Below are 25,852 nucleotides of genomic sequence, written 5' to 3' on the forward strand. Positions count from 1 at the left end.
CCATGCATTTCACCATTCAACGCGAAGCCCTGTTGAAACCCCTGCAACTGGTCGCAGGCGTCGTCGAGCGCCGACAGACCTTGCCGGTGCTCTCCAACGTGCTGCTGGTTGTCGAAGGCCAGCAACTGTCGCTGACCGGTACCGACCTGGAAGTCGAGCTGGTCGGTCGTGTACAACTCGAAGAACCTGCAGATCCGGGTTCCATCACGGTGCCTGCGCGCAAGCTGATGGACATCTGCAAAAGCTTGCCGAACGACGCGCTGATCGACATCAAGGTCGACGAGCAGAAGCTTGTGGTGAAGGCCGGCCGTAGCCGCTTTACCTTGTCGACGTTGCCGGCCAACGATTTCCCGACGGTGGAAGAAGGCCCTGGCTCGCTGACCTGCAGCCTGGAGCAAAGCAAATTGCGTCGTCTGATCGAGCGCACCAGCTTCGCCATGGCCCAGCAGGACGTGCGGTACTACCTGAACGGCATGCTGCTGGAAGTCTCTGCCGGCATCATCCGCGCCGTGGCAACAGACGGTCACCGTCTGGCCATGTGCTCGATGCAGGCTGATATCGGTCAGCCAGATCGCCACCAGGTCATCGTGCCGCGCAAGGGTATCCTTGAGCTGGCGCGCTTGCTGACTGAGCCGGACGGCATCGTCAGCATCGTCCTGGGTCAACACCACATCCGCGCCACCACCGGCGAGTTCACCTTCACCTCGAAACTGGTCGACGGTAAATTCCCCGATTACGAGCGAGTTCTGCCAAAAGGCGGCGACAAGCTGGTGCTGGGTGATCGTCAGGCCTTGCGTGAAGCCTTCAGCCGTACCGCAATTCTGTCCAACGAGAAATACCGTGGCATTCGCCTGCAGCTGGCTAATGGCCAGCTAAAAATCCAGGCCAATAACCCGGAACAGGAAGAAGCGGAAGAAGAAGTGGGCGTTGAGTACAACGGTGGCCCCCTGGAAATCGGCTTCAACGTGAGCTATCTGCTCGACGTGCTGGGCGTGATGACCACCGAGCAAGTTCGATTGATCCTGTCCGACTCCAACAGCAGCGCGCTGGTGCAAGAGTCCGACAACGACGACTCGGCCTACGTTGTCATGCCGATGCGTCTGTAATCATGCTCAGCAGAAGCTAGATGTCCTTAAGTCGCGTCTCGGTCACCGCGGTGCGCAATCTGCACCCGGTGACCTTCTCCCCCTCTCCCCGAATCAATATTCTTTACGGCGCCAACGGCAGCGGCAAAACCAGTGTTCTGGAAGCCATACATCTGCTGGGGCTTGCCCGTTCGTTTCGTAGCACCCGTCTATTGCCCATGATTCAATACGAGCAGTTGGCGTGCACGGTGTTTGGTCAGGTGGAATTGGCTGAGGGCGGGCACAGTGCGTTGGGAATATCTCGCGACCGCCAGGGTGAGTTCCAGATTCGCATCGACGGACAGAACGCCCGTAGCGCAGCGCAGCTGGCGGAGATCCTGCCGTTACAGCTGATCAACCCCGACAGCTTTCGGCTGTTGGAGGGGGCGCCGAAGATTCGGAGACAGTTTCTCGACTGGGGAGTGTTCCACGTGGAACCGCGCTTCATGTCCACCTGGCAGCGCTTGCAGAAGGCCTTGCGCCAGAGAAACTCTTGGCTGCGGCATGGTACACTTGACGCCGTTTCGCAAGCGGTTTGGGACAGGGAACTGTGCCAGGCTAGCGCTGAAATTGATGAATACCGCCGCGCTTACATCAAAGCCTTGAAACCAGTCTTTGAACAGACCTTGAGTGAACTGGTTGAGCTCGAGGGCTTAACGCTCAGCTATTACCGAGGTTGGGATAAAGACCGCGAGCTGAGTGCCGTGCTCGCCGGTTCCCTACAGCGGGATCAGCAAATGGGTCACACCCAGGCCGGACCACAACGCGCTGATTTGCGCCTTCGATTGGGCGCCCATAACGCCGCAGACATCTTGTCCCGCGGTCAGCAGAAGTTGGTGGTGTGTGCGTTGCGGATTGCCCAAGGACACTTGGTCAGCCAAGCCCGACGCGGTCAGTGTATTTATCTGGTGGATGACCTGCCGTCCGAACTGGACGAGCACCACCGTCGCGCGCTTTGCCGCTTGCTGGAAGACTTACGCTGCCAGGTCTTTATCACCTGTGTAGATCACGAATTATTGAGGGAAGGCTGGCAGACGGAAACGCCAGTCGCTTTGTTCCACGTGGAACAGGGCCGTATCACCCAGACCCACGACCATCGGGAGTGAAGGCATTGAGCGAAGAAAATACGTACGACTCAACGAGCATTAAAGTGCTGAAAGGCCTGGATGCCGTACGCAAACGTCCCGGTATGTACATTGGTGACACCGACGATGGCAGCGGTCTGCACCACATGGTCTTCGAGGTAGTCGACAACTCCATCGACGAAGCGCTCGCCGGTCACTGCGACGACATCAGCATCATTATTCACCCGGACGAATCCATCACCGTTCGCGACAACGGTCGTGGCATCCCGGTAGACGTCCACAAAGAAGAAGGCGTATCGGCAGCCGAGGTCATCATGACCGTGCTGCACGCCGGCGGTAAGTTCGACGACAACTCCTACAAAGTATCCGGCGGCCTGCACGGTGTGGGTGTGTCTGTTGTGAACGCCTTGTCCGAAGAGCTGGTGTTGACTGTTCGCCGCAGTGGCAAGATCTGGGAACAGACCTACATCCATGGTGTTCCGAAAGAGCCGATGAAAATCGTCGGCGAAAGCGAAACCACCGGTACCCAGATTCACTTCAAGCCATCCGACCTGACCTTCAAGAATATCCACTTCAGCTGGGACATCCTGGCCAAGCGGATTCGTGAACTGTCCTTCCTGAACTCCGGTGTCGGCATCGTCCTCAAGGACGAGCGCAGCGGCAAGGAAGAGTTGTTCAAGTACGAAGGCGGCCTGCGTGCGTTCGTTGAATATCTGAACACCAACAAGACCCCGGTCAACCAGGTGTTCCACTTCAACATCCAGCGTGAAGACGGCATCGGCGTGGAAATCGCCCTGCAGTGGAACGACAGCTTCAACGAGAACCTGTTGTGCTTCACCAACAACATTCCACAGCGCGATGGCGGTACTCACCTGGTGGGTTTCCGTTCGGCCCTGACGCGTAACCTGAACACCTACATCGAAGCGGAAGGTCTGGCGAAGAAGCACAAAGTCGCGACCACTGGCGACGATGCCCGTGAAGGCCTGACCGCGATCATTTCGGTGAAAGTGCCGGATCCGAAGTTCAGCTCTCAGACCAAAGACAAGCTGGTTTCTTCCGAAGTGAAGACCGCGGTCGAACAGGAAATGGGCAAGTACTTCTCCGACTTCCTGCTGGAAAACCCGAACGAAGCCAAGCTGGTCGTCGGCAAGATGATCGACGCGGCACGGGCTCGTGAAGCGGCGCGTAAAGCCCGTGAGATGACCCGTCGCAAAGGTGCGCTGGATATTGCCGGCTTGCCGGGCAAACTGGCTGACTGCCAGGAAAAAGACCCTGCCCTTTCCGAACTGTACCTCGTGGAAGGTGACTCTGCTGGCGGCTCCGCCAAGCAGGGACGCAACCGTAGAACCCAGGCCATCCTGCCGTTGAAAGGCAAGATCCTGAACGTCGAGAAGGCACGCTTCGACAAGATGATCTCTTCGCAGGAAGTGGGCACCTTGATCACCGCGCTGGGCTGCGGCATTGGCCGTGACGAGTACAACATCGACAAGCTGCGCTACCACAACATCATCATCATGACCGATGCTGACGTCGACGGTTCGCACATCCGTACCCTGCTGCTGACCTTCTTCTTCCGTCAGTTGCCGGAGCTGATCGAGCGCGGCTACATCTACATCGCACAGCCGCCGCTGTACAAGGTCAAGAAAGGCAAGCAAGAGCAATACATCAAAGACGACGACGCCATGGAAGAGTACATGACGCAGTCGGCCCTGGAAGATGCAAGCCTGCACCTGAACGACGAAGCCCCGGGGATCTCCGGTGAAGCGCTCGAGCGTCTGGTAAATGACTTCCGCCTGGTGATGAAGACCCTCAAGCGTCTGTCGCGCCTGTACCCACAGGAACTGACCGAGCACTTCATCTACTTGCCTGCAGTGAGCATGGAGCAACTGTCCGATCACGCCGCCATGCAGGATTGGTTGGCCCAGTACGAAGTTCGCCTGCGCACCGTCGAGAAGTCCGGCCTGGTTTACAAAGCCAGCCTGCGTGAAGACCGTGAACGTAACGTCTGGCTGCCTGAGGTCGAACTGATCTCCCACGGCCTGTCGAACTACGTCACGTTCAACCGCGACTTCTTCGGCAGTAACGATTACAAGACGGTTGTTTCGCTGGGCGCTCAACTGAGCACCTTGTTGGACGACGGCGCGTATATCCAGCGTGGCGAGCGCAAGAAGCCGGTCACCGAGTTCAAGGAAGCACTTGAATGGCTGATGACTGAAAGCACCAAGCGTCACACCATCCAGCGATACAAAGGTCTGGGTGAAATGAACCCGGATCAGCTGTGGGAAACCACCATGGACCCAAGCCAGCGCCGGATGCTTAGAGTCACCATCGAAGACGCCATTGGCGCGGATCAGATCTTCAACACCTTGATGGGTGATGCGGTCGAGCCACGTCGTGACTTCATCGAAAGCAACGCCCTGGCGGTATCCAACCTGGATTTCTGATCCAGCGCTTGTCAAAAAAAGGCCACCGTTCACGCGTTGGCCTTTTTTTTTTACTCGCTTGCCGCCCCCACACTCTCCAACCGATACCCATACCCATAAATCGTCAGCAGTTGCCAACCGCGATCAGCCGTCAGGCCAAGCTTGTTGCGCAGGCGATAAATGTGGGTATCCAGCGGTCGAGACGACACCATCTCTTCATGGGTCCAGAACCGCTCATACAGATACTCCCGGGACAGCGGCCGTCCCAGGTTACTGAACAGGCAACGCGCCAGCCGGTATTCCCGCTCGGTCATTCCGATCGCTTTGCCGGCGCGGTTTACAGTCAACTCGGCATCATCGAACACCAGGTCATTGAAACTCAGCACTTCGGTCGCTGCCGCACGTTGCTGGCTATGCCGGCGCAACACTGCCGCCACCCTGGCTTTCAGTTCATTGGGTCGAAACGGCTTGCTGACGTAATCGTCGGCGCCCGCATTCAACGCCTGGACGATATCGCTTTCAGCATCGCGGCTGGTCAGCATGATCGCGGCGGGCGGTGCGTCCATGTGCTCGCGGGTCCAGCGTAGCAGCGACAGGCCACTGAAACCTGGCAACTGCCAGTCGAGGATCAGCAGGTCGAATGTTTCCCGTCGCAATTGACGTAACAGGTCCTCTCCCTGCTCGAAGCTGTGCAATGACCAGGCAGGCTCACCTGGTTCGGCCATCTGCCGCAAAGTCTGTTCCACCCTGCGCAGTTCTGCCGGTTCGTCATCCAGTATCGCGACACGCATGTACGTTATTCCTTTGGCGGCCAGCATGTTATCTGACAATACACGTTCGGTTGGAGAGTGAAAGTAAGCAGGTCCGCTATGATTCTTCAAGCGCCCTCCTCCGGGAACTGTGACCCATGAACGAAATTCCCTACAACTCTCACGACAGTATTGCCTATGAATCATGAGCGACGCCGGGAAAGTCGCGAGCCGACTCAAGTCCAAAGGTTGTTTCGGCAATTGGTCCGGGAATGGCTGTGGATAAGCTTGCTTTTGTTACCCCTGACGGGCCTTCTTTCTTTCAATGCCGAGACCAGCCAACGAGACGGCTCGGGTGTGTGGGGCGCGTTGTTGTCTATTTGCCTGGTCGCCTGTGTCCTGGGTCTGTTATTGCTTCGGCCAAGGCTGGCGCTCTGGTTGACCTTGGTGGGCATGGGGTGTGCGCTGCTGGCGAGCGTAGGGTTGGCGAAACTGGGCTGGTGGTGGTCCCCTGCAGCGAGTCTGTTGGGCATGCTGTTCGGTTACCTGATCTGGAACTGGCGGCGCTTGAGTGTGGTACTGACCTATTTTGGCTGGGAACTGGAGCGGCTGGACAGCGAGCCGAAGGTCTTTCCTGAGCGCCGTCGTGCACAATTTCCGACTGACGACCCTTTGCAAGGTCAGATCATGGCGCTGGAGCAAGCGATGGGGCGAACCCGTGATACCCGTCGTTTTATCGCTGATGGCCTGGAGTATTTGCCTGTCGCCACCTTGATCAGTGATCCCCATGGCCGGATTTTGCTGGGTAACCGTAATGCCCGGGATCTGTTTGGCACAGATCTGGTGGGCGATGACGTGCTGGAGCAATTGGCCAGGCTGGGTTATCCGGAACTGGTGGAAGGCCCTCGGCCATTCTTATCGACTTTGCCGCTGGTGGAGTTCAGGGACGTCAAAGAACGCAGTCTGCGTCTGGAGCGCGCTGCGTTGCTGCCAGTGGACGGGGAAACGCCTATCGGCTGGTTATTGAGCCTGACCGACCTCAGCGTTGAGCGTGATGCCGAGGAGCAGCGTGGCGTACTGTTGCGCTTCTTGTCCCATGATCTGCGGGCGCCCCACTCGGCAATTCTCGCCCTGCTCGACGTCCACCGACATCAAGCCGTCGGCGACACCCAGCTGTTCGATCAGATCGAGTGCCAGGTGCGTCGAGCCCTGGAATTGACTGACGGTTTCGTCCAACTGGCCAAGGCCGAGTCAGAGGCGTATCAGTTTCAGCCGAGCCTGTTTGCGATGATGGTGCTGGATGTCTTCGATCAAACGTTGACCATTGCACAGTTGAAGCAGATCGAAATGGTCCATCACCTGGATGAGGTTGCGCAGGAAAGCTTGATCATGGCCGATCAGGCGCTGCTGACTCGAGCCTTGTTCAATCTGCTGGAAAACGCCATCAAGTACAGCGGCCCCGGCACTCGAATCATTGTGCAAGTCAACTGCGCCGAAGGCTGGCTGACGTGCGAGATCATCGATCAAGGCAAAGGCATTGCCGCAGAGGAATTGCCCGAACTGTTCAGCCAGTATCGGCGACTTTCTTCAGCTCACGGCATCGATGGCGTAGGTTTGGGGCTGTCGATGGTGAAGGCGGTGATGGATCGACATGGCGCAAGGATTGAGTGCCAAAGTGTGGTGGATCAAGGCACTCGCTTCAGGCTGCATTTCCCTTTGCTCAGGGATTGAAATACTGCTATTTCCGGCATAAAAAAACCGGCTATATCAGCCGGCTTTTTTGCGCCCAAAAAAAACTTATGCACCTTTTTCGGCGTTTTATGTGTTTATGAAATATGTATATAAATCATAAAGCTACAAGCCAAATACGGCACTTGTAAGCAAAACGATACACAGGTTATCCACAGAATCTCAGACTGCCATTTGATCACTGGCCGCCGGGGTGTGGGGGGCTGGTGGAATTGAGCCCATTTCCCGCTGCATCTGCTCGTTCCAGGCCTGGACCCGATCGTTCAGCTCGGCAATGGCGCGCGGGCCGCTGCCGTCAGCGTACATGGGTTCACCGATGATCACGGTGATGACGCCCGGCTTCTTCGCCCAACCGGTTTTCGGCCAGTATTTGCCTGCATTGTGCGCAATCGGCAGCACCGGCAGCGCAGCATTGACCGCCAAAGCGGTGCCACCGCGGGAGAATTTTCCGATGGTGCCGTAAGGAACCCGCGTCCCTTCCGGGAAGATCAGTACCCACACGCCATCTTTGAGCAATTCATCGCCCTTCTTCGCCACGTGCTTGAGCGCAGCTTTAGGATTGCCGCGGTCGATGGCAATCGGTCGCAGCATGGCCATCGCCCAACCGAAGAACGGAACGTAAAGCAGTTCACGCTTGAGCACTTGGCTCAGTGGCTCGAAGTAGGCCGAGAGAAAGAAGGTCTCCCAGGTGCTCTGGTGATTGGATTGAATCACGCAGGGCTGGTCAGGCACGTTCTCTGCGCCTTTGATTTCATGGCTGATGCCCAGAAAGACTTTGCTCAGCCACAAGGCGCAGCGGCACCAGTAGACATTGATAAAGCGATAGCGCGCCTTGAACGGGAGAAAAGGTGCGATAAAAAAGCTCAGGCTGCACCAGAGCAAAGAGCTGGTGCCCAGCAGCAGGTAAAAGAGGAAAGTTCTGATGGCCTGCAGTATCGACATGGCGACGTTTACCGTGCGGGCATTGCCCGTCTATATCAGCGCACTCCTGATCAATCCTTGGCCAGGAATATCAAAAGCGCTCAATTGTGGATAAGTTCTGCGGCAATCGCCGCCAGATCGTCAAAAATCAAGGTGCCCACCGGCAGGGTCTTGCCCAGAGTCTTTTCGCCTTTTCCGGTCTTTACCAAAACTGGCTGAGAATCGACGGCTTTGGCGGCTTCCAGGTCACCGAGAGTATCGCCGACGAACCATAGATTGGTCAGCGCTACGTTGTAATGCGCGGCGATGGTTTTCAACATCCCCGGTTGTGGTTTGCGGCAATCGCAACCGTCGTCCGGCCCGTGCGGGCAGTAGACGATCAGCCCGACTTCCCCACCCTGCTCCGCCACCAGCGAGCGCAAGCGCTCGTGCATGGCGTCCAGGGTGGCGATGTCGTAATAGCCGCGAGCGATGCCCGACTGGTTGGTGGCCACGGCCACCGTCCAGCCGGCTTTGCTCAACTGCGCGATGGCTTCGATTGAACCGGGGAGTGGAATCCACTCCTCCACCGACTTGATGTAAGCGTCGGAGTCGTAATTGATCACCCCGTCCCGATCGAGAATCAGCAGTTTCAACAGCAATCCCTCAGCCCAGCAGTGAAATGTCGGCGACACCGAGGAACAGCCCACGCAAACGCGCCAGCAACGCATAGCGGTTGGCGCGCACTTTGGCGTCGTCGGCATTGACCATCACGGCTTCGAAGAACGCATCCACCGGCTCGCGCAAGGCCGCCAGGCGTGCCAGGGATTCGCTGTACTGACGCGCAGCAGCCATCGGCTGGACAGCCTGGTCCGCCTGCTGGATCGCCGAATACAGGGAGAACTCGTTGGCGTTGTCGAAGTACTTGGCTTCTACGACCGAAGGTATAGAACCCTCTACCTTGCTCAGCAGGTTCGAAACGCGCTTGTTCACCGCGGCCAGGGCAGCGGCTTGCGGCAATTTGCGGAACGCCTCTACCGCTTGGACGCGCTGATCGAAGTCCAGCGCCGAGCCCGGTTTCAGGGCACGCACCGACAGGTAAGTCCCGACATCGACACCCTCGTCTTCGTAACGGGCACGCAGACGGTCGAAGATGAACTCCAGTACCGAGTCGTTCAGGCCGGCAGCCTTGACCTTGGTACCGAACGCATTCACGGCAAACGCTACGGCGTCGTTCAAATCGAGGTCGAGCTTCTTGTCGATCAGGATGCGCAACACACCCAGGGCGGCACGACGCAAGGCGTACGGGTCTTTGCTACCGGTTGGCAGCATGCCGATGCCGAAAATGCCCACCAGCGTGTCGAGCTTGTCAGCGATGGCCACGGCCGCACCGGTCAGGGTCGTCGGCAGCTCTGCACCGGCACCGCGCGGCATGTACTGCTCGTTCAGCGCCAGGGCGACTTCTTCCGGCTCGCCGTCGTTGAGGGCGTAGTAATAACCGGCGACACCTTGCATCTCCGGGAACTCACCGACCATTTCGGTCGCCAGGTCGCACTTGGACAGCAGGCCGGCACGGGAGGCCCAGGCTGCGTTGCCGCCAATGCGCTGCGCGATGAAGGCGGCCAGTTTGGAAACACGCTCGGCCTTGTCGTAGACGCTGCCGAGTTTTTCCTGGAACACCACGTTTTGCAGGCGCAGGTTGAAGTCTTCGAGTTTCTGCTTCTTGTCTTGCTTGAAGAAGAATTCGGCGTCGGTCAGGCGTGGGCGAACCACTTTCTCGTTACCGGCGATGATTTGTTGCGGGTCTTTGCTTTCGATGTTGGCCACGGTAATGAAACGTGGCAGCAACTTGCCGTCGGCGTCCAGCAGGCAGAAGTACTTCTGGTTGTCCTGCATGGTGGTGATCAGGGCTTCTTGCGGTACGTCGAGGAAACGTTCCTCGAACGAGCACACCAGCGGCACCGGCCATTCCACCAGCGCAGTCACTTCGTCGAGCAGGCCCGGTGGAACGATCGCCTTGCCTTCCTGCATCGTCGCCAACTCTTCGGTGCGCTTGCTGATCAGCTCGCGACGTTCGTTGGAGTCGGCCAGTACATAAGCGGCACGCAGGTCGCTCAGGTAGTTGGCTGGCGAGGTGATGCGCACGCTTTCCGGGTGATGGAAGCGATGACCACGGGAATCACGGCCGGCTTTCTGGGCGAGGATGGTGCAGTCGATGACCTGGTCACCGAGCAGCATCACCAGCCACTGGGTCGGACGCACGAACTCTTCCTTGCGGGCGCCCCAGCGCATGCGCTTTGGAATCGGCAGGTCGTTCAGGGAGTCTTCGACGATGGTCGGCAGCAGGCTCGCGGTCGGTTTGCCGGCGATGCTCTGGCTGTAGCGCAGTTTCGGGCCGCTCTGATCGATTTCGCTCAGGTCGACGCCGCACTTCTTGGCGAAACCCAATGCCGCTTGAGTCGGATTGCCTTCGGCATCGAACGCGGCCTGGCGTGGCGGGCCGTCGAGGTTGATGCTGCGATCCGGCTGGTGGGTGGCCAGCGAGGTGATCAGCACAGCCAGGCGGCGCGGTGCGGCGTAGACGGTTTTGGTCTCGTAGTTCAGGCCCGCGGCTTGCAGGCCCTTGTCGATACCGGCGAGGAACGCGTCGGCCAGGGTGTTCAGGGCTTTGGGTGGCAGTTCTTCGGTGCCCAGTTCAACCAGAAAATCTTGCGCACTCATTGTGCAGCCTCCAGCTTGGCCAGTACTTCATCACGCAGGTCCGGGGTCGCCATCGGGAAGCCCAGCTTGGCGCGAGCCAGCAGGTAGGCTTGCGCAACGGAACGCGCCAGGGTGCGTACACGCAGGATGTATTGCTGACGTGCGGTCACCGAGATCGCCCGGCGCGCATCCAGCAGGTTGAAGGTGTGGGAGGCCTTCAACACCATTTCGTAGCTCGGCAACGGCAGCGGCTGCTCGAGTTCGATCAGGCGCTTGGCTTCGCTTTCGTAGAAATCGAACAGCTCGAACAGCTTCTCGACGTTGGCGTGTTCGAAGTTGTAGGTCGACTGCTCCACTTCGTTCTGGTGGAACACGTCGCCGTAGGTCACTTTGCCCATCGGACCGTCAGCCCAGACCAGGTCGTAGACCGAGTCCACGCCTTGCAGGTACATGGCCAGGCGCTCAAGACCGTAGGTGATCTCGCCGGTCACCGGGTAGCACTCGATGCCGCCCGCCTGCTGGAAGTACGTGAACTGCGTCACTTCCATGCCGTTGAGCCAGACTTCCCAGCCCAGACCCCAGGCGCCCAACGTCGGCGATTCCCAGTTGTCTTCGACAAAACGGATGTCGTGGACCAACGGGTCCAGGCCGACATGCTTGAGGGAGCCCAGGTACAGTTCCTGGAAGTTGTCCGGGTTCGGCTTCAGGACTACCTGGAACTGATAGTAGTGCTGCAGACGGTTCGGGTTTTCGCCGTAGCGGCCGTCAGTCGGGCGACGACTGGGCTGCACATAAGCGGCGTTCCAGGTTTCCGGGCCGATGGCGCGCAGGAACGTGGCAGTGTGGAAAGTGCCGGCGCCTACTTCCATATCGTAGGGCTGAAGTACCACGCAACCTTGCTCGGCCCAGTATTGCTGGAGGGCGAGGATCAAGTCTTGGAAGGTACGCACGGCTGGCGTAGGCTGGCTCACGAAATTCACCTGTTTCTTGGGCTGCGATTTAAAGAGCGGGAGTATACCCGATTCGGTCCTGCGCACGCCCCCTGGAGCCTTATGCCACGCTGCTTTTGGTGTTCCGAAGATCCGCTGTACATGGCTTATCACGATCAGGAGTGGGGTACGCCGCTACGCGATGCGCAGGGATTATTCGAGTTGCTTTTGCTCGAAGGGTTCCAGGCCGGCCTGTCCTGGATCACGGTACTGCGTAAACGCGAGCGTTATCGCGAGGTATTATTCGGCTTCGACGTCCAGCGCGTGGCGCAGATGAGCGACGCCGAGATCGATCAATTGATGCTCGATCCGGGGATCATCCGCAATCGCCTCAAACTCAACGCAGCCCGGCGCAATGCCCAGGCCTGGCTGGCGCTGGAGGACCCGGTGGCGTTTCTCTGGTCGTTCGTCGGTGGCCAGCCTGTGATCAATCATTTCAAGGATCGAACCGAGGTGCCGGCCGTGACGCCGACCGCCGTGGAAATGAGCAAAGGCCTGAAAAAGGCCGGTTTCACCTTCGTCGGCCCGACCATTTGTTATGCATTGATGCAGGCTTCGGGCATGGTCATGGACCATACCCGGGATTGCGATCGCTACGCGACTCTGGTGAACGGCGGTTAGAATGGCCGCCTCGCGCACAGCACAAGATCAGGAGTGACCTGTGGAAAAGTTTAAAGGCGCCATGCTGGTAGGCGCTCTGCGGCTGTTTGCCCTGCTCCCGTGGCGGGCCGTGCAGGCCGTCGGCGCGGCCATTGGCTGGGTCATGTGGAAAACCCCCAACCGTTCCCGCGACGTGGTGCGGATCAATCTTGCCAAGTGCTTCCCCGACATGGATCCGGCTGAACGGGAGCGCCTGGTCGGCCAGAGCCTGAAAGACATCGGCAAGTCCCTGACCGAAAGTGCCTGCGCCTGGATCTGGCCGGCGCAGCGCTCGATCGATCTGGTACGCGAAGTCGAGGGGCTCGACGTATTGAAGGACGCCCTCGCCTCCGGCAAAGGCGTCGTCGGTATCACCAGCCATCTGGGCAATTGGGAGGTGTTGAACCACTTCTATTGCAATCAGTGCAAACCGATCATTTTCTATCGTCCGCCCAAGCTGAAGGCGGTGGATGATTTGCTGCGCAAGCAGCGGGTGCAGCTGGGCAACCGGGTTGCCGCATCCACCAAGGAAGGCATCCTCAGCGTGATCAAGGAAGTGCGCAGAGGGGGGGCCGTAGGGATTCCCGCCGATCCGGAACCCGCCGAATCCGCCGGGATCTTCGTGCCGTTTTTCGCCACGCAGGCACTGACCAGCAAATTCGTCCCGAACATGCTCGCGGGCGGCAAAGCGGTCGGCGTGTTCCTGCATGCCCTGCGGCTGCCGGACGGTTCGGGGTACAAGGTGATCCTCGAAGCCGCGCCAGAAGCCATGTACAGCACCGACACCGAGACATCCTGCGCGGCCATGAGCCAGGTGGTGGAGCGGTATGTCCGGGCTTACCCGAGCCAATACATGTGGAGCATGAAGCGCTTCAAGAAGCGCCCGCCGGGTGAAGAACGTTGGTATTGACCGCTGATCAGTGCGCCTGACGCTCGAGCTTCTTCAGGAACACCGTCATTTCCTTTTCCGCCTGCTTGTCGCCATGGACGCGGGCGGCTTCCAGACCCTGTTCCCAGGCCTGGCGCGCAGCCGGATAATCCGCCAGCGCCAGGTGGGCCTTGCCCAACAGTTTCCAGGCTGCCGAATACTTTGGGTCGAACTCGACGCAACGCTGGAAATGCTCGGCGGCCTTGGCATTTTCCCCGAGATCCAGGTAACCCTTGCCGAGGCCGAAGCGCAGTAATGAGTTATCCACACCCTTGGCGAGCATTTTTTCCAGGGATTCGAGCATGGTGGATTCCTTATTCAGGTGTGTCAGGGGATATCTGATGCAGTGAGACCGCTATCGCCGGGAGGGCCTCTTCGCGGGCGCAAATACCGGATCAGAAGAAGCTCAGCCCCACATGAAACAGCTTCTCCACATCCCGAATATGCTTTTTATCCACAAGGAACAGAATCACATGATCGCCCGCCGCGATCACGGTGTCGTCGTGCGCGATGATCACCTGTTCGTCGCGAATGATGGCGCCGATGGTGGTGCCTGGCGGCAGGCCGATGTTCTCGATGGATTTACCGATCACCTTGCTCGACTTCGCATCGCCGTGGGCAATGGCCTCGATGGCCTCCGCCGCGCCGCGCCGCAATGAGTGCACGCTGACAATATCGCCGCGCCGCACATGGGCCAGCAACGTGCCAATTGTCGCCAGTTGCGGGCTGATGGCGATGTCGATGTCGCCGCCCTGGATCAGGTCGACATAGGCCGGGTTGTTGATGATGGTCATCACCTTCTTCGCGCCCAGGCGCTTGGCCAGCAACGACGACATGATGTTGGCCTCGTCGTCATTGGTCAGGGCGAGGAACAGGTCGGCGTCGGCGATGTTCTCTTCCAGCAGCAGATCCCGATCCGAAGCGCTGCCCTGCAGCACCACGGTGCTGTCGAGGGTGTCCGAAAGATGACGGCAGCGCGCCGGGTTCATTTCGATGATCTTTACCTGATAACGGCTTTCTATGGCTTCGGCCAGGCGTTCACCGATCTGCCCGCCGCCAGCGATGACAATGCGCTTGTAGCTCTCATCGAGGCGGCGCATTTCACTCATCACCGCACGAATATTCGCCTTGGCCGCGATGAAAAAGACTTCGTCGTCCGCCTCGATCACCGTATCGCCCTGGGGCAGGATGGGGCGGTCACGGCGGAAAATCGCCGCGACCCGGGTTTCGACATTCGGCATGTGCTCGCGCAATTGGCGCAGTTGCTGGCCCACCAGTGGACCGCCGTAATAGGCCTTGACGGCCACCAGCTGGGCCTTGCCCTCGGCAAAATCGATCACCTGCAACGCACCCGGATGCTGAATCAGGCGCTTGATGTAGTTGGTGACCACTTGCTCCGGGCTGATCAACACATCCACCGGAATTGCTTCGTTGTCGAACAGATCATTACGCGTCAGGTAGGCCGCTTCGCGGACCCGGGCGATTTTGGTCGGCGTGTGGAACAGCGTGTGGGCGACCTGACAGGCCACCATGTTGGTTTCGTCACTGCTGGTCACGGCCACCAACATGTCGGCGTCGTCGCGCAGCCTGGCGCAGCACCGTCGGGAGCGAGCCGCGGCCCTGCACCGTGCGGATGTCCAGCCGGTCGCCGAGATCGCGCAGGCGGTCGCCATCGGTGTCGACTACCGTGATGTCATTGGCCTCGCTGGCCAAGTGTTCCGCCAGCGAACCGCCGACCTGCCCTGCGCCGAGGATGATGATTTTCATCCAGTCACTCCCTTAAACCCGGTTAACCGCGCGCGGCGGCGATCTTGATCAGCTTGGCGTAGTAGAACCCGTCGTGGCCGCCTTCCTGGGCCAGCAACTGGCGGCCATGGGGCTGCTTGATACCGGCCTGACTGGCGATATCCAGTTCCCGAGCGCCCGGCGTACGAGCGAGGAAGGCCTCGATGACTTCAGTGTTCTCGGTTGGCAGCGTGGAGCAGGTGGCGTAAAGCAGGATGCCGCCAACGTCCAGGGTTATCCACATGGCATCCAGCAATTCGCCCTGCAGCACCGCTAATGCGGCGATGTCGTCGGGTTGGCGGGTCAGCTTGATGTCCGGGTGACGACGGATCACACCGGTGGCCGAGCAGGGTGCGTCCAACAGTATGCGTTGAAACGGTTTGCCGTCCCACCAGGTTGCGGTGTCGCGGCCGTCGGCGGCGATCAGGTCTGCGCTCAGGCCCAGGCGTGCAAGGTTCTCACGCACTCGCACCAGACGCTTGGCTTCCAGATCCACGCCCACTACGCCGGCCAGTTCGGGTTCGGCTTCAAGGATGTGGCAGGTCTTGCCGCCCGGTGCGCAGCAAGCGTCCAGCACGCGTTGCCCCGGTGCCAGATCCAGCAGGTCGGCGGCCAGCTGCGCCGCCTCGTCCTGCACGCTGATCCAGCCTTCGGCGAAGCCCGGCAGACTGCGCACGTCGGCGGCGGCGTCGAGGATGATGCCATCCGGACTGTAAACGCACGGTGTGGCGGCGATGCCGGCTTCGCTCAGCAACCCAAGGTAGGCGTCACGCGCGTGATGGCGACGGTTGACCCGCAGAATCATCGGCGGATGTGCATTGTTCGCCGCGCAAATGGCTTCCCACTGCTCAGGCCAGAAAGCCTTCAGGGATTTTTGCAGCCAGCGCGGGTGAGCGGTGCGCACCACCGGGTCGTGTTCCAGTTCGGCAAGCAGCGCTTCGCTTTCCCGTTGCGCGCGGCGTAAAACAGCATTCAGCAGCGCCTTGGCCCAGGGCTTTTTCAGCTTGTCGGCGCAACCGACGGTTTCGCCGATGGCGGCATGAGCCGGAACGCGGGTGTAGAGCAACTGATAGAGGCCGACCAGCAACAGCGCCTCGACATCGGCATCCGCTGCCTTGAACGGTTTCTGCAACAACTTCGCCGCCAGCGCCGACAAACGCGGCTGCCAGCGAGCGGTGCCGAACGCCAGGTCCTGGGTGAAACCGCGATCACGGTCTTCGACCTTGTCCATTTGTGTCGGCAGAGAACTGTTGAGTGAGGCTTTTCCGTTAAGAACAGCAGCGAGTGCCTTGGCGGCGGCCAGACGTGGGTTCATTGAGCGTCCGCCGTTTGCCCGAGGACGGTGCCGACGGCGAACTTCTCACGACGGCTGTTGAACAAGTCGCTGAAGTTCAGCGCTTTGCCGCCGGGCAATTGCAGGCGGGTCAGGCACAGCGCCTGTGCGCCGCAAGCGACGATCAAGCCGTCCTTGCTGGCGCCGAGGATTTCACCGGGAGCGCCCTGCCCTTCAGTCAGGCTCGCAGCCAGGACTTTCAGTGCCTCACCATCGAGCGTGCTGTGGCAGATCGGCCACGGATTGAAGGCGCGGACCAGGCGTTCCAGTTCAACCGCCGGACGGCTCCAGTCGATGCGCGCTTCATCTTTGTTCAATTTGTGCGCGTAGGTGGCAAGGCTGTCGTCCTGCACTTCGCCTTCCAGCGTGCCTGCAGCGAGACCGGCAATCGCCTGGATCACGGCGGGCGGGCCCATTTCGGCCAAACGGTCGTGGAGACTGCCGCCGGTGTCTTCACCGGTGATTGGTGTGGTGACTTTAAGCAACATCGGCCCGGTATCGAGGCCCAGTTCCATGCGCATCACGGTCACGCCGCTTTCGCTGTCGCCAGCTTCGACGGCGCGCTGGATCGGTGCCGCTCCGCGCCAGCGTGGCAGCAGGGAGGCATGGCTGTTGATGCAACCCAGGCGCGGAATATCCAGCACCACTTGTGGCAGGATCAGGCCGTAGGCGACTACCACCAGTAAGTCCGGCTTCAGCGCGGCCAGTTCGGCCTGGGCGTCTTCGTTGCGCAGGGTCGGCGGCTGCAGCACCGGGATGTTGTGTTCCAGAGCCAGCTGCTTGACCGGGCTCGGCATCAACTTTTGCCCGCGGCCCGCCGGACGGTCCGGCTGGGTGTAGACCGCGACGATCTCGTAAGGGCTGTCGAGCAGGGCCTTGAGGTGTTCGGCGGCGAATTCCGGGGTGCCGGCAAAGACAATGCGCAGTGGCTCAGTCATGGGAGCGATCTCTGAAAAGAAAAAGGCTTGCCGCAGCAAGCCTTTGAAAGAAGGGCATCAAGCGTTCTGGCGATGGAGCTTTTCCAGTTTCTTCTTGATTCGGTCGCGTTTGAGCGTGGACAGGTAGTCGACGAACAATTTGCCGTTGAGGTGGTCGCATTCATGCTGGATGCACACGGCGAGCAGGCCTTCGGCGATCAGTTCGTAAGGCTGGCCGTCGCGGTCCAGGGCCTTGACCTTGACCTTCTGCGGGCGATCGACGTTTTCGTAGAAGCCCGGCACCGAGAGGCAACCTTCCTGATACTGTTCCATCTCGTCGGTCAGGGTTTCGAACTCGGGGTTGATGAATACCCGCGGTTCGCTGCGGTCTTCGGAGAGGTCCATGACGACGATACGTTTATGCACGTTGACCTGGGTCGCGGCGAGGCCGATGCCTGGCGCTTCATACATTGTTTCAAACATATCGTCGACCAACTGACGCACTTCGTCGTCCACTACGGCCACTGGTTTGGCGATAGTGCGCAGGCGCGAATCGGGGAACTCGAGGATGTCTAAAATGGCCATAAGCTCAATTGCTGCACGTGTGAGGTAAAGTCGGGTCGATGGCCTGGCGGGTCCGAAGATGCCGGCTACCGTTGTAAAACGTAGCTCCCTTGCCTAAGCAAGCCGGGAGCGAGCCACGAGGGCTCTGGCGTTTCACGCGAACGCACATAATAAAGGGATTCACCGCATGAGGAAATCACTACTCGCCTTGCTCCTTCTGGCCTCGGCCGGTTTTGCGCACGGGCAAGTGCAACTCAGGGAAGGTTTTCCACAGCAATACACGGTTGTCACGGGGGACACACTTTGGGACATATCGGGTAAATACCTGCGTGAGCCATGGAAATGGCCCGAGCTCTGGCAGGCCAATCCGCAGATCGAAAACCCCAACCTCATCTATCCCGGCGATACGCTGTCACTGGTCTACGTCAACGGCCAGCCGCGGCTGACCCTCAATCGCGGCGCTTCCCGGGGCACCATCAAGCTCTCGCCACGCATCCGCAGCAGCCCGGTGGCCGACGCGATCCCGAGCATTCCACTGCAAGCGATCAACAGCTTTCTGCTGAGCAACCGCATCGTCGACAAGGTCGAGGACTTCGACAAGGCGCCGTATATCGTCGCAGGCGATGCCGAGCGGGTGCTCAGCGGCACCGGCGATCGCATCTTCGCCCGCGGCCACTTCGACCCGGATCAGCCGGTCTACGGCATCTTCCGTCAGGGCAAGGTGTATACCGACCCGGAGAGCAAGGAGTTCCTCGGGATCAATGCCGACGACATCGGCGGTGGCGAGATTGTGGCCACCGAAGGCGACGTCGCCACCCTGGCGCTGCAACGCACTACGCAGGAAGTGCGTCTTGGCGATCGCTTGTTCAGCAGCGAGGAGCGATCCATCAACTCGACCTTCATGCCCGGTTCGCCAAAAACCGACATCAACGGCTTGATCATCGATGTGCCGCGCGGGGTTACCCAGATCGGCGCACTGGATGTGGTCACGCTTAACAAGGGCCAACGCGATGGCCTCGTCGAAGGCAACGTGTTGGTGGTGATGAAAACCGGCGAAACGGTACGGGACCGGATCACCGGTGAACGGGTGAAGATTCCTGATGAACGTGCAGGTCTGCTGATGGTGTTCCGCACATACGACAAGCTCAGCTACGGGCTGGTGCTCAATGCTTCGCGCTCGCTGGCGGTGATGGACAAGGTGCGAAATCCGTAAGCAGGCTCCACAAGTTACTAACAGAGTTATCCACAGCTTGTTCCCGTTTGAACGGGGCTTATAACGATCAAGGATGATCCATGTCGCTACCTGGTGTTTCACCGGTTTCCCCTGCGGAACTGGAAGCTCGATTACGTCTGCACCGTTTGCCGGAACTCGGCCCTGCGCGCTTCAAGAAATTGCTTGAGGCGTTTGGTTCGGCGTCCAAGGCCATCAGCGCGCCAGCGAGTGCCTGGCGTGCGCTGGGCTTGCCCCTTGCTTGCTCCGAGGCCCGGCGCGCCAGTGAAATCCGTGACGGTGCCAGTCAGGCATTGGCCTGGCTAGAGCTTGCGGGCCAGCATTTACTGATGTGGGACCAGCCCGACTACCCGGCATTGCTCGCTGAAATCAGCGATGCGCCGCCGTTGTTATTTGTGGCGGGCGATCCGGGTATTCTGGAAAAACCGCAGCTGGCGATGGTCGGCAGCCGGAGTGCTTCCCGACCGGGCATGGACACCGCCGCCGCGTTTTCCCGGAGCCTGGCGAGCGCCGGTTTTGTCATCACCAGCGGCCTGGCTCTCGGAATTGATGCCGCTGCGCATCAGGCGGCGATGGATGTGGGCGGGCGAACGGTCGGGGTACTTGGCACGGGACTTGAAAAGTTTTATCCACAGCGCAATCGAGGGCTGGCCGAGGCCATGATTGCGTCGGGCAGCGCGGTGGTTTCCGAGTTCCCGCTGGACGCCGGCCCCAGCGCCAGCAACTTCCCGCGGCGCAACCGGATCATCAGCGGTTTGTCTCTCGGCGTACTGGTAGTGGAGGCGAGTGTCGCCAGCGGTTCGTTGATCACCGCGAGGCTGGCGGCGGAACAAGGTCGTGAGGTTTATGCGATTCCCGGGTCGATTCATCATCCCGCGCCCGCGGTTGCCACCAATTGATCCGCGACGGCGCGGTGCTGGTGGAAACCATCGAGCATATCCTCGAAGCCTTGCGCGGCTGGCAACGGTTGCCGTTTTCCACCGAGTCGCCGTCGACTGCGGCCATCCATCCACTGCTTGTGCTGCTCCATGCGGCGCCCCATACCAGCGAGGCGCTGGCAGAGTCCAGCGGCTGGGCTTTGCCAAAAGTGCTGGCCGCGCTGACGGAACTGGAAATGGATGGCCGTGCGGTGTGCGAAAGCGGGCGCTGGTTTGCGCGGGGGAGCTAGGTTTTATAATGAAGAAAGGTAAACTGCGCAGAGCCTTATTCCGGAGAGTTTTTCATGGTCAACAGTTGGCGTGTGCAACAAGCCGCGCGAGCCATTCGCGCAGGCGCGGTGATTGCCTATCCAACCGAAGCGGTCTGGGGCCTGGGTTGCGACCCTTGGGACGAAGAAGCGGTGGAACGTCTGCTGCTGATCAAGGGACGGTCGGTGGAAAAGGGCCTGATTCTGGTCGCCGATAATATCCGCCAGTTCGATTTCCTCTTCGAAGACTTTCCCGAGTTGTGGATGGACCGCATGGCCAGCACCTGGCCGGGGCCGAATACCTGGCTGGTGCCACACCAGAATCAGTTGCCGCAGTGGATTACTGGCGTGCACGAGACTGTGGCGCTGCGGGTCAGCGATCACCCGCAGGTGCGGGATTTGTGCGCGTTGGTGGGGCCCCTGGTGTCGACTTCGGCCAACCCTCAGGGCCGGCCGGCGGCGCGGACACGGATCCGTGTCGAGCAGTATTTCCGCGGGCAGCTTGATCTGGTGCTGGGTGGGAATCTGGGTGGGCGCAAGAATCCGAGCGTTATTCGAGACGTGGCGACTGGAAACGTAATTCGCCCGGATTAAAACAGCGTCATCGTTCTTCGCTGGCAAGCCAGCTCCCACAGGTTCGAGTCGTATACAAATTATGTGATCGACCGCAATCCTCTGGGAGCTGGCTTGCCAGCGAAGAGGCCCTCAAGGCAACAGAACTGTCGAACCGGTCGTACGCCGCGCCGACAACTCGGTCTGCGCCTTCGCCGCCTCAGCCAACGGATACTTCTGGCTGATGTCCACCTTCAGCTTCCCGCTGATGATCATCTCAAACAGCTCATCGGCCATCCGCTGCAGGTTTTCCGCGGTGTTGGCATAGGTCGCCAGGGTCGGCCGGGTCACGTACAGCGAGCCCTTCGCCGACAAAATCCCCAGGTTCACCCCGTCCACCGCGCCTGAAGCATTACCAAAGCTCACGACCAGACCCCGAGGCTCCACGCTGTCGAGCGAAGTCAGCCAGGTGTCCTTGCCGACGCCGTCGTACACCACCGGGACTTTTTTACCGTCAGTCAATTCCAGCACGCGTTGTGCGACGTTTTCATGGCTGTAGTCGATGGTGGCCCAGGCGCCGTTGGCCTTGGCCAGCGCGGCTTTCTCTGGTGAACTCACCGTGCCGATCAACTTCACGCCCAAGGCCTTGGCCCATTGGCACGCCAGGGAACCGACACCGCCAGCCGCCGCGTGGAACAAAATGGTTTCGCCGCCCTTGAGTTCGTAGGTCTGGCGCAGCAGGTACTGCACGGTCAGCCCCTTGAGCATCACGCCGGCGGCCTGTTCAAAGCTGATCGCGTCTGGCAAGTGCACCAGATTGGCTTGTGGCAATACATGGACGTCGCTGTAGGCACCTAGCGGGCCGCTGCCGTAGGCCACGCGATCACCGACCTTGAACCGGGTGACTTCATTGCCCACCGCCTCGACCACCCCCGCGCCTTCGGAGCCCAGGCCCGATGGCAAGGACGGCGGCGGATAAAGACCACTGCGATAATAAGTGTCGATGAAGTTCAGACCGATGGCCTTGTTGCTCACGCGAACCTGCTGCGGGCCGGGCTCGGCGGGTTGGTAATCGACATACTCGAGCACTTCGGGGCCGCCATGGGTGCGGAACTGGATACGCTTTGCCATCAGAACTCTCCTTGGGTCTTGGCTTCTGGAATTGTTGCGTCAAGCGCCCTATGCAACGCCCAAGCTTGATCTTCGTCAACTGCGAAGGGTGCTCCTGCGATGTTATGCTACGCGCCCATTTGCGCCGGCCCCCGCTCCCATGGAGCGCCGCGTAGCTTTGCCCGATTCAAGGTGATGACATGACGACCCGCACCGAGGCCGTAAAAGCCTACCTGCTCGACCTGCAAGACCGCATTTGCGCTGCTCTGGAAGCTGAAGACGGCGGTGCACATTTCGTCGAAGATGCCTGGGCCCGGCCTGCCGGCGGCGGCGGTCGCACCCGGGTGATCGAAAACGGCACGGTCATCGAAAAAGGCGGCGTCAACTTTTCCCACGTCTTCGGAAGCGGTCTGCCGCCGTCCGCCAGCGCCCATCGACCAGAACTGGCAGGCCGCGGCTTCGAAGCCCTGGGCGTGTCGCTGGTGATTCACCCGCACAACCCGCATGTGCCGACTTCCCACGCCAACGTACGCTTTTTCATCGCTGAAAAAGAAGGTGAAGAACCGGTCTGGTGGTTCGGTGGCGGTTTCGACCTGACGCCTTATTACGGCAATGAAGACGACTGCGTGCACTGGCACCGCGTCGCCGAGCAGGCGTGCGCGCCGTTCGGTCCCGACGTCTACTCGCGCTACAAGGCCTGGTGTGACAGCTACTTCCATATCAAGCATCGCCACGAGCCACGGGGCATCGGTGGGCTGTTCTTCGATGACCTGAACGAGTGGGACTTCGACACCAGCTTCGCCTTCATGCGCGCCATTGGTGATGCGTTCATCGACGCGTACCTGCCGATCGTGCAGCGCCGAAAACACGCAGCGTTCACCGCGAAACAGCGCGAATTCCAGGAGTTCCGGCGTGGCCGTTACGTCGAATTCAATCTGGTCTACGACCGCGGTACGCTCTTCGGCCTGCAATCGGGCGGGCGTACCGAGTCGATCCTGATGTCCCTGCCGCCGCAGGTTCGCTGGGCTTATGACTGGAAAGCCGAGCCGGGCAGCGAAGAAGCGCGCCTGACCGAATACTTCCTGCAAGACCGCGATTGGTTGGCCAAGGGTTGAGTACTGTTTCGCCGGGGATGGCGCCAAGATCGCAGCCTGCGGCAGCTCCTACAGGTGAGGTGTGTTGATGGATCGTTATGTCGTATTTGGTAACCCGATCGGCCACAGCAAGTCGCCGCTGATCCACCGTCTGTTTGCCGGGCAAACGGCGCAAATACTCGACTACAGCACCTTGTTGGCGCCACTCGACGACTTTTGCGGCTGCGCCCGGGCGTTTTTCCGTGAAGGTCGCGGGGCGAACGTGACGGTGCCGTTCAAGGAAGACGCCTATCGCCTGGCGGACAGTCTGACGGAGCGGGCGCAACGGGCCGGCGCGGTGAACACCTTGAGCAAACTGGCCGATGGCAGTCTGTTGGGTGACAACACCGATGGCGCCGGGCTGGTGCGGGACCTGACGGTCAATGCCGGGTTCAGCCTCAAGGGCAAACGCATCTTGCTGCTGGGTGCGGGTGGCGCGGTGCGCGGTGCGCTGGAGCCGTTGCTGGCCGAACAGCCCGCGTCGGTGGTCATCGCCAACCGCACGGTGGAAAAAGCCGAGTTGCTGGCGAAGTTGTTCGCTGACCTGGGACCGGTGTCGGCCAGTGGTTTCGATTGGTTGCAAGAGCCGGTGGACCTGATTATCAACGCGACGTCCGCGAGCCTGTCAGGCGATGTACCACCGATTGCCAGCAGTTTGATCGAGCCGGGCAAGACGGTTTGCTATGACATGATGTATGGCAAGGATCCGACTTCGTTTTGCCGCTGGGCCAGTGAACATGGCGCGGCGGTGGCGATGGATGGCTTGGGGATGCTCGCCGAACAGGCGGCGGAAGCGTTCTTCCTGTGGCGCGGTGTGCGGCCGGATACGGCGCCAGTACTGGCCGAACTCCGCCGCCAACTCGCCGCATAACCCTGTAGGAGCTGGCTTGCCAGCGAAGGCGATATGCCGGTCGACATCTGTATTGACTGATAGACCGCTTTCGCTGCGGTGCGGCGATCCAACAAGCCAGCTCCTACAGTTTGATCGCCGTCGAGCACGCGATGTATGTCCGCCCCAATCCCGCAGGAGCGAACAGTGCTTCAGTCTTCAAACCGGATCGGGCATTTCTCCGCGCCTTCCAGCTTTCTCAACTCTTCCACCACCGGTGGTCGCGCCCCGCGCAGGGTCAGGCTGCGATTCTGTTGCAACAGCCGCCGCGCTTCCTGGTGCAGCATTTCCACGCCTGAATAGTCGATGAAGTTGATCTGCTGCGCCTCGATTACCACACGTGCGCCGTGCATCCGTTGCAGACGCACTTGCAGATAATGGCTGGCGCCGAAAAAGATCGACCCGCCGACTCGCAGAATGTCTTCATCCCCGTCGCGCCAATGCTGCACCCGCGGTTGCGAAGTGCGTTTGAGGTAGAAGAACAGTGAAGCCAACACGCCGGCGTAGATCGCCGTCTGCAGTTCCAGCAGCAGCGTGGCGATACAGGTCAGCGTCATGACCAGAAACTCGGCGCGGCTGACTCGCAACAGCGCACGGATCCCGCGATGGTCCACCAGGCCCCAGGCGATCAACAGAATGCTGCCGGCCATGGCCGGGATGGGGATGTGCGCAATCAGGCTCGCGCCGAAGAGGGCAAACAGCGCCACCCACAACGCTGAAAAAACCCCGGCCAGCGGCGAGCAGGCGCCGGCCTCGTAGCTCAGGCCTGAGCGGGTAAAGGAACCGGCTGACAGCGAGCCGGAAAAAAACGCACCTACCATGTTCGATAAACCCTGGGCGCGGACTTCCTGATTGGCGTCGAGCAGTTGCTGCGAACGGGCCGACAAGGAACGGGCAATCGAAAGGCTTGTCACCAGCCCGAGCATCCCGACCGCTACGGCGCTGGGCAGCAGGCGCAGGATCAGGTCCAGGTCCAGCGGCAACGGACTGAAGGGCGGCAGTCGCCCGACGAATGCGCTGACCAGCTTCACATGAACGAACATCGAGGGCCAAAGCCATACCAGCAGTCCACTCAGGACCAGAGTGATCAACAGCGTGGGCCAGCGGGGCAACAGCCATTTCAGGATTACCCCCACGGCGACTGTGGCCAAGCCCAGTACGAGCGAAGGGCGATCTACTTCGCCGAGGTGTTTGAACACCATTAAAAAGCTGTCCAGCGCCGTCGCCTGGTTGGGCACGTCCAGCCCCAGCAGGTTCGGCAGTTGGCCGATGGCGATTACCACCGCCGCGCCGAGGGTGAAACCCAGCACCACCGAGTGCGAGACGAAATTCACCAAGGCGCCAAAACGCAGCAATCCCAGCAGCCACTGGAAAATGCCGGCAAGCAGCGTCAGCAACAGGATCAGGGTGACGTAGTCCTCTGACGCGGGAACGGCCAGAGGACTGACGCTGGCGTACAGGACGATGGAGATGGCCGCCGTAGGGCCGCAGATCAAGTGCCAGGACGAACCCCACAGGCAGGCAATCAGCACCGGGATGATCGCGGCGTACAAGCCGTACTCCGGCGGAAGGCCGGCAATCAGGGCGTAGGCGATGGATTGCGGCAAGGCGAGAATGGCACCGCTGAGGCCGACGATCAGGTCGCGGCCGACGCTGGCGCGGGTCTGCCGCGGCAGCCAGGTAAGGAAGGGGAAGAGTGAATGGCGGCTGGGGAAGGCCATGGGTCCTCTCGGGTGGGGGTTTACGCAAGGGTATCAGTACAAGCTGAACATTGTGGCGAGGGAGCTTTCTCCCGCTGGGCTGCGAAGCAGCCCTGAAAATCTGCGGGCGCTGCGCACTGGTGCGCCAGCCCGGCCGAGCGGGAGC

21 protein-coding genes and 2 pseudogenes are annotated in these 25,852 nt (G+C 60.2%); 11 read left to right on the forward strand and 12 right to left on the reverse strand.

Annotated elements, in window-relative coordinates:
- Positions 1-2 precede the first annotated feature (2 nt).
- Genes dnaN through gyrB form a run of 3 tightly spaced genes read left to right on the forward strand, consistent with a single transcriptional unit; the run spans position 3 to position 4,653 of the window.
- Complete coding sequence (gene dnaN, locus BZ163_RS34030) at positions 3-1,106, forward strand: DNA polymerase III subunit beta (RefSeq protein ID WP_064680536.1); 1,104 nt, start codon at positions 3-5, stop codon at positions 1,104-1,106.
- Positions 1,107-1,126: 20 nt separating this feature from the next.
- The gene (gene recF, locus BZ163_RS34035; protein ID WP_128874607.1) at positions 1,127-2,230 is read left to right on the forward strand and encodes a DNA replication/repair protein RecF; all 1,104 of its coding nucleotides are present in this window, start codon (positions 1,127-1,129) and stop codon (positions 2,228-2,230) included.
- Positions 2,231-2,235: 5 nt separating this feature from the next.
- Positions 2,236-4,653 (forward strand): DNA topoisomerase (ATP-hydrolyzing) subunit B, encoded by a 2,418-nt coding sequence (gene gyrB, locus BZ163_RS34040; protein ID WP_128874608.1) that lies wholly within the window; start codon positions 2,236-2,238, stop codon positions 4,651-4,653.
- A 50-nt stretch (positions 4,654-4,703) separates the two neighbouring features.
- Here gyrB and BZ163_RS34045 read toward each other — a convergent pair whose 3' ends face one another.
- Positions 4,704-5,423, reverse strand: a complete 720-nt coding sequence (locus tag BZ163_RS34045; protein ID WP_128874609.1) for a response regulator transcription factor — start codon at positions 5,421-5,423, stop codon at positions 4,704-4,706.
- 156 nt (positions 5,424-5,579) lie between these two features.
- Here BZ163_RS34045 and BZ163_RS34050 point away from each other — a divergent pair, with 156 nt between their 5' ends.
- Positions 5,580-7,112: a sensor histidine kinase KdpD gene (locus tag BZ163_RS34050; protein ID WP_128874610.1), complete on the forward strand. Its 1,533-nt coding sequence runs from the start codon at positions 5,580-5,582 to the stop codon at positions 7,110-7,112.
- A 180-nt stretch (positions 7,113-7,292) separates the two neighbouring features.
- Here BZ163_RS34050 and BZ163_RS34055 read toward each other — a convergent pair whose 3' ends face one another.
- The 4 genes from BZ163_RS34055 to glyQ form a co-directional block, all read right to left on the reverse strand.
- Positions 7,293-8,072, reverse strand: a complete 780-nt coding sequence (locus BZ163_RS34055; protein WP_128874611.1) for a 1-acyl-sn-glycerol-3-phosphate acyltransferase — start codon at positions 8,070-8,072, stop codon at positions 7,293-7,295.
- An 80-nt stretch (positions 8,073-8,152) separates the two neighbouring features.
- Complete coding sequence (gmhB, locus tag BZ163_RS34060) at positions 8,153-8,692, reverse strand: D-glycero-beta-D-manno-heptose 1,7-bisphosphate 7-phosphatase (RefSeq protein ID WP_168187441.1); 540 nt, start codon at positions 8,690-8,692, stop codon at positions 8,153-8,155.
- A 4-nt stretch (positions 8,693-8,696) separates the two neighbouring features.
- On the reverse strand, positions 8,697-10,751 hold the full coding sequence (gene glyS, locus BZ163_RS34065; RefSeq protein ID WP_128874613.1) for a glycine--tRNA ligase subunit beta: 2,055 nt from the start codon (positions 10,749-10,751) through the stop codon (positions 8,697-8,699).
- On the reverse strand, positions 10,748-11,701 hold the full coding sequence (glyQ, locus tag BZ163_RS34070; protein ID WP_064680830.1) for a glycine--tRNA ligase subunit alpha: 954 nt from the start codon (positions 11,699-11,701) through the stop codon (positions 10,748-10,750). Before glyQ ends, glyS begins: the two co-directional genes overlap by 4 nt.
- 81 nt (positions 11,702-11,782) lie before the next feature.
- Between glyQ and tag the strand changes: the two genes are divergently transcribed.
- Positions 11,783-12,340, forward strand: a complete 558-nt coding sequence (tag, locus tag BZ163_RS34075; protein WP_128874614.1) for a DNA-3-methyladenine glycosylase I — start codon at positions 11,783-11,785, stop codon at positions 12,338-12,340.
- A gap of 40 nt (positions 12,341-12,380) precedes the next feature.
- Complete coding sequence (locus BZ163_RS34080; RefSeq protein ID WP_128874615.1) at positions 12,381-13,268, forward strand: lysophospholipid acyltransferase; 888 nt, start codon at positions 12,381-12,383, stop codon at positions 13,266-13,268.
- A gap of 7 nt (positions 13,269-13,275) precedes the next feature.
- Here BZ163_RS34080 and BZ163_RS34085 read toward each other — a convergent pair whose 3' ends face one another.
- The 5 genes and pseudogenes from BZ163_RS34085 to def all read right to left on the reverse strand — a co-directional run bounded on the left by BZ163_RS34085 (position 13,276) and on the right by def (position 17,906).
- On the reverse strand, positions 13,276-13,590 hold the full coding sequence (locus tag BZ163_RS34085; protein ID WP_128874616.1) for a tetratricopeptide repeat protein: 315 nt from the start codon (positions 13,588-13,590) through the stop codon (positions 13,276-13,278).
- Between the two features lie 91 nt (positions 13,591-13,681).
- Positions 13,682-15,053: pseudogene (trkA, locus tag BZ163_RS34090) on the reverse strand (Trk system potassium transporter TrkA).
- Positions 15,054-15,075: 22 nt separating this feature from the next.
- Entirely contained in the window at positions 15,076-16,386 is a 1,311-nt protein-coding gene (rsmB, locus tag BZ163_RS34095) for a 16S rRNA (cytosine(967)-C(5))-methyltransferase RsmB (protein WP_128874617.1), read from the reverse strand.
- Positions 16,383-17,342 (reverse strand): methionyl-tRNA formyltransferase, encoded by a 960-nt coding sequence (gene fmt / locus BZ163_RS34100; RefSeq protein ID WP_128874618.1) that lies wholly within the window; start codon positions 17,340-17,342, stop codon positions 16,383-16,385. Before fmt ends, rsmB begins: the two co-directional genes overlap by 4 nt.
- Before the next feature lie 57 nt (positions 17,343-17,399).
- On the reverse strand, positions 17,400-17,906 hold the full coding sequence (def, locus tag BZ163_RS34105; RefSeq protein WP_064680548.1) for a peptide deformylase: 507 nt from the start codon (positions 17,904-17,906) through the stop codon (positions 17,400-17,402).
- 166 nt (positions 17,907-18,072) lie between these two features.
- Here def and BZ163_RS34110 point away from each other — a divergent pair, with 166 nt between their 5' ends.
- The 3 genes and pseudogenes from BZ163_RS34110 to BZ163_RS34120 all read left to right on the forward strand — a co-directional run bounded on the left by BZ163_RS34110 (position 18,073) and on the right by BZ163_RS34120 (position 20,896).
- Entirely contained in the window at positions 18,073-19,098 is a 1,026-nt protein-coding gene (locus BZ163_RS34110; RefSeq protein ID WP_128874619.1) for a LysM peptidoglycan-binding domain-containing protein, read from the forward strand.
- 80 nt (positions 19,099-19,178) lie between these two features.
- Positions 19,179-20,284, forward strand: a pseudogene (dprA, locus tag BZ163_RS34115) (DNA-processing protein DprA).
- Positions 20,285-20,338: 54 nt separating this feature from the next.
- Positions 20,339-20,896 (forward strand): L-threonylcarbamoyladenylate synthase, encoded by a 558-nt coding sequence (locus BZ163_RS34120; protein WP_128874620.1) that lies wholly within the window; start codon positions 20,339-20,341, stop codon positions 20,894-20,896.
- A gap of 111 nt (positions 20,897-21,007) precedes the next feature.
- Here the strand turns inward: BZ163_RS34120 and BZ163_RS34125 are convergent, their stop codons facing one another.
- Positions 21,008-21,985, reverse strand: coding sequence for an NADPH:quinone reductase (locus BZ163_RS34125; protein ID WP_128874621.1), 978 nt, complete (start codon positions 21,983-21,985; stop codon positions 21,008-21,010).
- 179 nt (positions 21,986-22,164) lie between these two features.
- Between BZ163_RS34125 and hemF the strand changes: the two genes are divergently transcribed.
- Both hemF and aroE read left to right on the forward strand, forming a co-directional pair.
- Positions 22,165-23,079 carry an oxygen-dependent coproporphyrinogen oxidase gene (hemF, locus tag BZ163_RS34130; protein WP_128874622.1) on the forward strand — a complete coding sequence of 305 codons (915 nt, stop codon included), beginning with the start codon at positions 22,165-22,167 and terminating at the stop codon, positions 23,077-23,079.
- 67 nt (positions 23,080-23,146) lie between these two features.
- Positions 23,147-23,968, forward strand: a complete 822-nt coding sequence (gene aroE / locus BZ163_RS34135) for a shikimate dehydrogenase (RefSeq protein ID WP_128874623.1) — start codon at positions 23,147-23,149, stop codon at positions 23,966-23,968.
- A 170-nt stretch (positions 23,969-24,138) separates the two neighbouring features.
- Here aroE and BZ163_RS34140 read toward each other — a convergent pair whose 3' ends face one another.
- A complete protein-coding gene (locus BZ163_RS34140; RefSeq protein WP_128874624.1) occupies positions 24,139-25,707 on the reverse strand; it encodes a SulP family inorganic anion transporter in 1,569 nt (522 codons plus the stop codon).
- Positions 25,708-25,852 lie beyond the last annotated feature (145 nt).

This window comes from Pseudomonas sp. VI4.1 (assembly GCF_002029345.1).
In the GTDB taxonomy this organism is placed as follows: Bacteria; Pseudomonadota; Gammaproteobacteria; order Pseudomonadales; family Pseudomonadaceae; genus Aquipseudomonas.

Excerpts from the sequence above, each read along its gene's own strand:
- dnaN (WP_064680536.1), top strand. The coding sequence starts at position 3 with ATGCATTTCACCATTCAACGCGAAGCCCTGTTGAAACCCCTGCAACTG.
- recF (WP_128874607.1), top strand. The coding sequence starts at position 1,127 with ATGTCCTTAAGTCGCGTCTCGGTCACCGCGGTGCGCAATCTGCACCCG.
- BZ163_RS34045 (WP_128874609.1), bottom strand. The coding sequence starts at position 5,423 with ATGCGTGTCGCGATACTGGATGACGAACCGGCAGAACTGCGCAGGGTG.
- BZ163_RS34050 (WP_128874610.1), top strand. The coding sequence starts at position 5,580 with ATGAATCATGAGCGACGCCGGGAAAGTCGCGAGCCGACTCAAGTCCAA.
- BZ163_RS34055 (WP_128874611.1), bottom strand. The coding sequence starts at position 8,072 with ATGTCGATACTGCAGGCCATCAGAACTTTCCTCTTTTACCTGCTGCTG.
- glyS (WP_128874613.1), bottom strand. The coding sequence starts at position 10,751 with ATGAGTGCGCAAGATTTTCTGGTTGAACTGGGCACCGAAGAACTGCCA.
- tag (WP_128874614.1), top strand. The coding sequence starts at position 11,783 with ATGCCACGCTGCTTTTGGTGTTCCGAAGATCCGCTGTACATGGCTTAT.
- BZ163_RS34085 (WP_128874616.1), bottom strand. The coding sequence starts at position 13,590 with ATGCTCGAATCCCTGGAAAAAATGCTCGCCAAGGGTGTGGATAACTCA.
- rsmB (WP_128874617.1), bottom strand. The coding sequence starts at position 16,386 with ATGAACCCACGTCTGGCCGCCGCCAAGGCACTCGCTGCTGTTCTTAAC.
- fmt (WP_128874618.1), bottom strand. The coding sequence starts at position 17,342 with ATGACTGAGCCACTGCGCATTGTCTTTGCCGGCACCCCGGAATTCGCC.
- def (WP_064680548.1), bottom strand. The coding sequence starts at position 17,906 with ATGGCCATTTTAGACATCCTCGAGTTCCCCGATTCGCGCCTGCGCACT.
- BZ163_RS34110 (WP_128874619.1), top strand. The coding sequence starts at position 18,073 with ATGAGGAAATCACTACTCGCCTTGCTCCTTCTGGCCTCGGCCGGTTTT.
- BZ163_RS34120 (WP_128874620.1), top strand. The coding sequence starts at position 20,339 with ATGGTCAACAGTTGGCGTGTGCAACAAGCCGCGCGAGCCATTCGCGCA.
- BZ163_RS34125 (WP_128874621.1), bottom strand. The coding sequence starts at position 21,985 with ATGGCAAAGCGTATCCAGTTCCGCACCCATGGCGGCCCCGAAGTGCTC.
- hemF (WP_128874622.1), top strand. The coding sequence starts at position 22,165 with ATGACGACCCGCACCGAGGCCGTAAAAGCCTACCTGCTCGACCTGCAA.
- aroE (WP_128874623.1), top strand. The coding sequence starts at position 23,147 with ATGGATCGTTATGTCGTATTTGGTAACCCGATCGGCCACAGCAAGTCG.
- BZ163_RS34140 (WP_128874624.1), bottom strand. The coding sequence starts at position 25,707 with ATGGCCTTCCCCAGCCGCCATTCACTCTTCCCCTTCCTTACCTGGCTG.